Source organism: Sulfuricaulis sp. (genome assembly GCF_049587675.1).
In the GTDB taxonomy this organism is placed as follows: domain Bacteria; phylum Pseudomonadota; class Gammaproteobacteria; order Acidiferrobacterales; family Sulfurifustaceae; genus Sulfuricaulis.
Genome location: NZ_JBAVEJ010000104.1, coordinates 1 through 5,287 on the forward strand (window position 1 = coordinate 1; position 5,287 = coordinate 5,287).

3 protein-coding genes and 1 pseudogene are annotated in these 5,287 nt (G+C 60.1%); 3 read left to right on the plus strand and 1 reads right to left on the minus strand.

Annotated features, from left to right (window positions below; translation table 11 throughout):
* Together WB402_RS05415 and WB402_RS05420 are read left to right on the plus strand one after the other, a co-directional pair.
* Nucleotides 1-432: pseudogene (locus tag WB402_RS05415) on the plus strand (phosphoketolase); the annotation flags it as partial.
* Between the two features lie 29 nt (nucleotides 433-461).
* Nucleotides 462-2,948: a plasma-membrane proton-efflux P-type ATPase gene (locus WB402_RS05420; protein WP_424205895.1), complete on the plus strand. Its 2,487-nt coding sequence runs from the start codon at nucleotides 462-464 to the stop codon at nucleotides 2,946-2,948.
* Nucleotides 2,949-3,691: 743 nt separating this feature from the next.
* Here WB402_RS05420 and WB402_RS05425 read toward each other — a convergent pair.
* Nucleotides 3,692-4,132: a host attachment protein gene (locus tag WB402_RS05425; protein ID WP_424205893.1), complete on the minus strand. Its 441-nt coding sequence runs from the start codon at nucleotides 4,130-4,132 to the stop codon at nucleotides 3,692-3,694.
* Between the two features lie 376 nt (nucleotides 4,133-4,508).
* On the opposite strand from WB402_RS05425, the gene WB402_RS05430 reads away from it, so the two are divergent.
* The gene (locus WB402_RS05430; RefSeq protein WP_424205894.1) at nucleotides 4,509-4,769 is read left to right on the plus strand and encodes a DUF2934 domain-containing protein; all 261 of its coding nucleotides are present in this window, start codon (nucleotides 4,509-4,511) and stop codon (nucleotides 4,767-4,769) included.
* Nucleotides 4,770-5,287 lie beyond the last annotated feature (518 nt).

A 5,287-nucleotide genomic window follows, 5' to 3' on the forward strand; every position in this document is an offset into this window, starting at 1 on the left:
GTCAACGTCGTGGACCTGTTCAAACTGGAGCCGCAAACCGAGCACCCGCACGGGTTAAGCGACATGGAGTTCGATGAGCTCTTCACCAAGGACAAGCCGGTCATCTTCGCCTTCCATGCCTACCCGTGGCTGATCCACCGGCTGACTTATCGCCGCACCAACCACGACAACATCCACGTCCGCGGCTACAAGGAAGAGGGCACCATCACCACGCCCTTCGACATGACGGTGCTGAACGATCTGGACCGCTTCCACCTCGTGATGGACACCATCGACCGCCTGCCGCAGACCGGCGACCAGGGCATCTACCTGAAACAGCAGCTCAAGGACAAGCTGATCGAGCACAAGCAATACATCGACAAACACGGCCAGGACATGCCGGAGATTCGGAATTGGAAGTGGGGCGCGACCAACGCAGGCAAATCTGTGTAAAACGGCAGGCGTCAGAAAGAATGTTCACTATGCGAACGACCCCAAATAAATCCGAGCCGGCGCCTTCGAAGCCAGCAAACGCTAAGCTCCCTGACATCGCCTCCGCGCCGGTTCCCGCCACTCTCGCGGTGCTTGATGTGAACTCCGATACGGGACTCACGCGTGCGGAGGTGGACACTCGTCGAAAAGCGCACGGCTACAACGAGGTGGCCGAAAAGAAATCGCACCCGGTACTCCAATTCCTCGGGAAATTCTGGGGCGTGTCGGCGTGGATGCTTGAACTGATCATGCTCCTGTCGGCTTTCCTCCGGAAATATTCAGACCTCGCCGTGGTGAGCGCGCTGCTGGTTGTCAATGCGGTGCTGGGTTTCATGCAGGAGCACCGGGCTGCCGGCGTCGTCGAAACGTTGCGCCGACGGTTGCAGGTCAGTGCGCGCGTGCTGCGCGAGGGGAGCTGGCAGGTCATTCCCGCTCGCGAGCTGGTCCCCGGTGACATCCTCCGCGTACGCCCCGGCGATATCATCCCGGCGGACGTGAAACTCCTCACCGGAGCGTTGAGCGTCGACCAGTCGGCCCTCACCGGCGAGTCACAGGATGTCGACAAGGCCCCCGGCGGAGTGCTCTCGTCGGGATCTGTTGTCCGCCGGGGCGAAGGCAACGGCGTGGTAATCCTGACCGGGGCGAAGACCTACTTTGGCCGCACCACAGAACTCGTGCAGGAGGCACGTCCGAAGCTCCACATCGAATATGTGGTGGCCAAGGTGGTCCGCTGGCTCTTCGTCATCGTCGGCGCGCTGCTCAGCGTGGTGGTCGTGCTATCGCTGATTCGCAGCGTGCCGCTCCTTGAGATGGTTCCTCTCATGCTCGTGCTGTTGATGAGCGCGGTGCCGGTCGCCCTGCCCGTCATGTTCACTGTCAGCATGGCCGTCGGGGCGAAGGAGCTGGCGAAGCGCGGCGTGCTGGTCACGCGCCTCAGTGCCGCGGAGGATGCCGCGACCATGGACGTGCTCTGCGTGGATAAGACGGGTACGATCACGATGAACCAACTGGCCGTCACCGGCGTGATTCCGCTGGGGCACGCGACAGAATCCGACGTGCTGTTCGCCGGCACGCTCGCATCTCAAGAGTCCAACCAGGATCCGATTGACTTGGCGTTCCTTGCCGCGACAAAAGAGCGACACGTCTTCGATGGCTTGCCTGCCGTCACGCCAATCTCCTTCGCGCCGTTTGATGCAAAAAACCGACGGACGGAAGCCGTGATCGAACAGAACGGGCAGCGGTTGCGCGTGATGAAAGGCGCCGTGCGAACCGTCGCCCAAGCCTGCGGGCTCCAGCCCCCGGCGATTGAGACGTTGGAGGCGCGGGTCAGCGAATCGGCGCTAAAAGGATATCGGACGCTGGCGGTGGCACGCGGCCCCGAGACGGGCACGCCCGCATTAGTCGGATTGGTGACGTTGTATGATCCGCCTCGACCGGACGCCAAGCAACTCATCGCCGCACTCCACGATCTCGGCGTTCCGGTGAAGATGCTCACCGGCGACGCATTGGCGGTGGCGAGCGAAATCGCGCACGGCGTGGGGCTGCCCAATATCCGGCGTGTGGCGGATCTGAAGGCGGCGAGCGCTCAGGCCGGTAACGAGGCGGTTGACTTGTTGGCGGGTGCCGATGGTTTCGCCGAAGTGTATCCGGAAGACAAATTCATCGTGGTGCAGCACCTGCAAGCCGCGGGGCATGTGACCGGCATGACCGGCGACGGCGTCAACGATGCGCCCGCGCTACGCCAAGCCGAAGTGGGTATCGCCGTCAGCACCGCCACCGACGTTGCTAAGGGCGCCGCGAGCGTGGTTCTGACCGAACCAGGGCTGACGAACATCGTGGCGTTGGTCGAGCAGGGGCGGACGATCTACCAGCGCATCCTGACGTGGATCATCAATAAGATCAGCCGGACGATCCTGAAGGCGGCTTTTGTGGCCATCGCGTTCGTGGTAACCGGCAAGTTCGTTGTCTCCGCCTTTGCCATGCTGCTGCTGGTCTTCATGACGGACTTCGCCAAGATCGCCCTCGCCACCGATCACGTTCGCCCGTCCAGGAAACCGGAGACGTGGAACATCGGGGGCTTCATTACGGTGTCCGTGGTGCTGGGCGTCGCGATGGTCGCGGAGGCGCTCTTCCTACTATGGATCGGGTGGTCGCGTTTCGGTTTGGCGACCGACAACAATGCCCTCTACACCTTCAGCTTCCTGACGCTGCTCTACTTTGCCGTGTTCTCCATCGTGTCCGCGCGGGAGCGGCACCGGTTCTGGGCAACGATGCCCAGCAAGACTCTCGTGGGGGCTCTCATGGCGGATGCGCTCATAGGTACCGTCCTGACGTGCGTGGGTCTCCCGGGACTCATGCCATTGCCTTGGTGGGAGACGCTCGCGATATTTGCTTATGCGATGGGGTCATGCCTTATCGTGAACGATGCGGTGAAAGTTGCGATGATCAAATGGCGTGTTCCTGCGGCGGTAGCCTAACGTTCCGGAGATGGCGGAAGTCCGGTCAAAAACTACGCTTCGCCGAGCCGGTGAATTCGGACGCTGGAACCAACCCTGATACCCGTGTCCCTGGCGAATTACTGTTCACGCGGCAACAGGTGTGCATGGTGAATTGCTAATCACGCCGCCACCGGCATTTAAATACAACCCGCGGTAATGTTGTTTCCACGAGAATAGCTCGTTCACCAGACCGGGGCAGACAATTCCATGTGGCGTCATTAGCGAATCGGGAACGCTGGGGTGGACGGTGCGGTGAGCACAATTTCGATCACGGTGACAGCGAGGCGACCAGTTTGGATCCGCTAACCACTTGAATACATGGTGACGATGCCAGGGTCGAAGTAGCGAACACTGCTGTCGACGGCAGGAGCTACCTTTATCCGATAAGCACTTGGAGTAACAGCTGAAAAATGGTGGGCGATGCAGGGCTTGAACCTGCGACCCCTGCCGTGTGAATCCACTTCCCCAAATCCAGAGTCATGAAAATCTACCACATACGCGCCCCGGCTCCGCGCGTCCGTGACTCAGAGTGACAGAAGTGGCCAGGAGTGGACTGGAGTGCGTCACGTTTTGGTCACGGTGGCGGGGACAGGTTGAATGCTTACCCAGGAGGAAAAATCCAGGGACACGTCGTTGTTCGTCCGAAATTGGTGTTGCGACGACGCTGGCTAGTCGGTGTCGCGCTCCAGACTCGCGATGATAGGGCAAGCGGTTGATCCTGACTAGATCCGCACTACGCCTTCGAGATGCTTCGGCAACTCGTGCGCTTCCACATGGCCCAGGTCCTTGTTCACGGCGACGGTGACGAGCGCGGCGGTCTCGCACGACAGCGCGGTGCGCAAGAGGCCGAGGAAATGCGGTTCCGCGACCAGCACCAGCCTGCCGTAGCGCTGCCCGACACGGCCATCATCGAGCAATTCGGCGAGTTGCTTGGCGAACACCTCGGCGACGTGCGCAGCGGGTTCCTGCTCCTGCTGAAAGGAGGTCCGGGCACCGTGGCTGCCGGAGCTACGGCCCGGCTTGTCCGAGCCGATGTCCTTGCTTTTGAGCTTGCCTTGCGGATGCGGGATGTCTTGCAGCAGGTTCAGGCCTTGGCCCGGCCCTGTGTTTTCAAAAACGCGCGCGCCGCCGCGATGGGCGACCAAGATCCAAGTGTTGTTCATTTAAGATATCGCTCATTCAAGAAACAAAAGTTAGCCAGATTCTTTGCCATTCTACAGAATAGGGCAGCGGGGTAGCACCCGGTGAATTCGGCCATTCCAGCCTTTGGGCACTATCGTTCGACTTCTGAGATACGCCACATGTTCCCCGGGATCGGCGCCGGTGACGAAGGGCCCAAGTTAAACATGTGCGCGTGCCGGGTTAGCCCTTTTTTTGACGCACGTCAATGTGCGCTTTCGTTTGCACGCTATAAATTACACAATCGTTTTGCCAAGCCGCGAAAGGGATAGCAAGTAGTATGTAATTCTACCTTATCCGCAAGGCAAGGCAGCACCAATCAAAACAAGGCCAACTGGCAACGTAGGAAAGGAGTCCCCCATGCTTCAGACGAAAGCCATCCAAACGAAGAAAACACTCTCCACGCAGGGCCGTCCAACCTCAGGGCAAGCCAAACCTACCGATCCGAACGTGGCGACGGTGAGGAAAGGCATCGCCAGCGGCGCGATTTCACCCGAGGAGCGTCACCGCATGATTGCCGAGGCGGCGTATTTCCGCGCTTTGGAGCGCGGCTTTGACGGCGGTGATCCGCTCACTGATTGGTTGGCGGCGGAGAAACAGATCGAGGACACGCTGTCCTGAGAGGGGTCCCGAACTTCCAGTTGGTCAAATATTTTTAAGGGCGTATCTTCGGCAACGTACATGAATACCGTAACCAATGGCGGCGCCGCCGTGTTTCGGGAAGAGCACCCGCACGTCGCGTTCCCGGAACAGAGAGATCCCTTCCAGGTCAGTCTGTCTCGGACACATCGTCGCAAAGCCACCGCGACTTGATCGGCATCAAAGGTAGAAAACGGCATTCGGGCTCTACTATACCGAAGCGTTGAAACGCGTTATGGAATCGAGGAGATAACCGGTCGCATGGGGGGATTCGATCGAACGGACAAGAAATCCGTGAGACCAGGCCGCCGGCCTGTCTAGCGAAGCAAGCTGTTCCAGGAACACGTCCATGACCGTACGGCAGTCCGAACTGAACGAGACCGAGGTCCGCGCGCTGCAGGGGGCGCTCGACGACGAGTACCGGGCGTGGGCGACCTACGATCAGGTAATCGCCGACTTCGGTGAGGTGCAGCCGTTCAGCAACATCCGCGAGGCCGAGG

What these genes read in the sequence shown, in the direction of transcription:
- WB402_RS05425 (WP_424205893.1), bottom strand. Translation starts at nt 4,132, where the DNA reads ATGAACAACACTTGGATCTTGGTCGCCCATCGCGGCGGCGCGCGCGTT.
- WB402_RS05430 (WP_424205894.1), top strand. Translation starts at nt 4,509, where the DNA reads ATGCTTCAGACGAAAGCCATCCAAACGAAGAAAACACTCTCCACGCAG.
- WB402_RS05420 (WP_424205895.1), top strand. Translation starts at nt 462, where the DNA reads ATGCGAACGACCCCAAATAAATCCGAGCCGGCGCCTTCGAAGCCAGCA.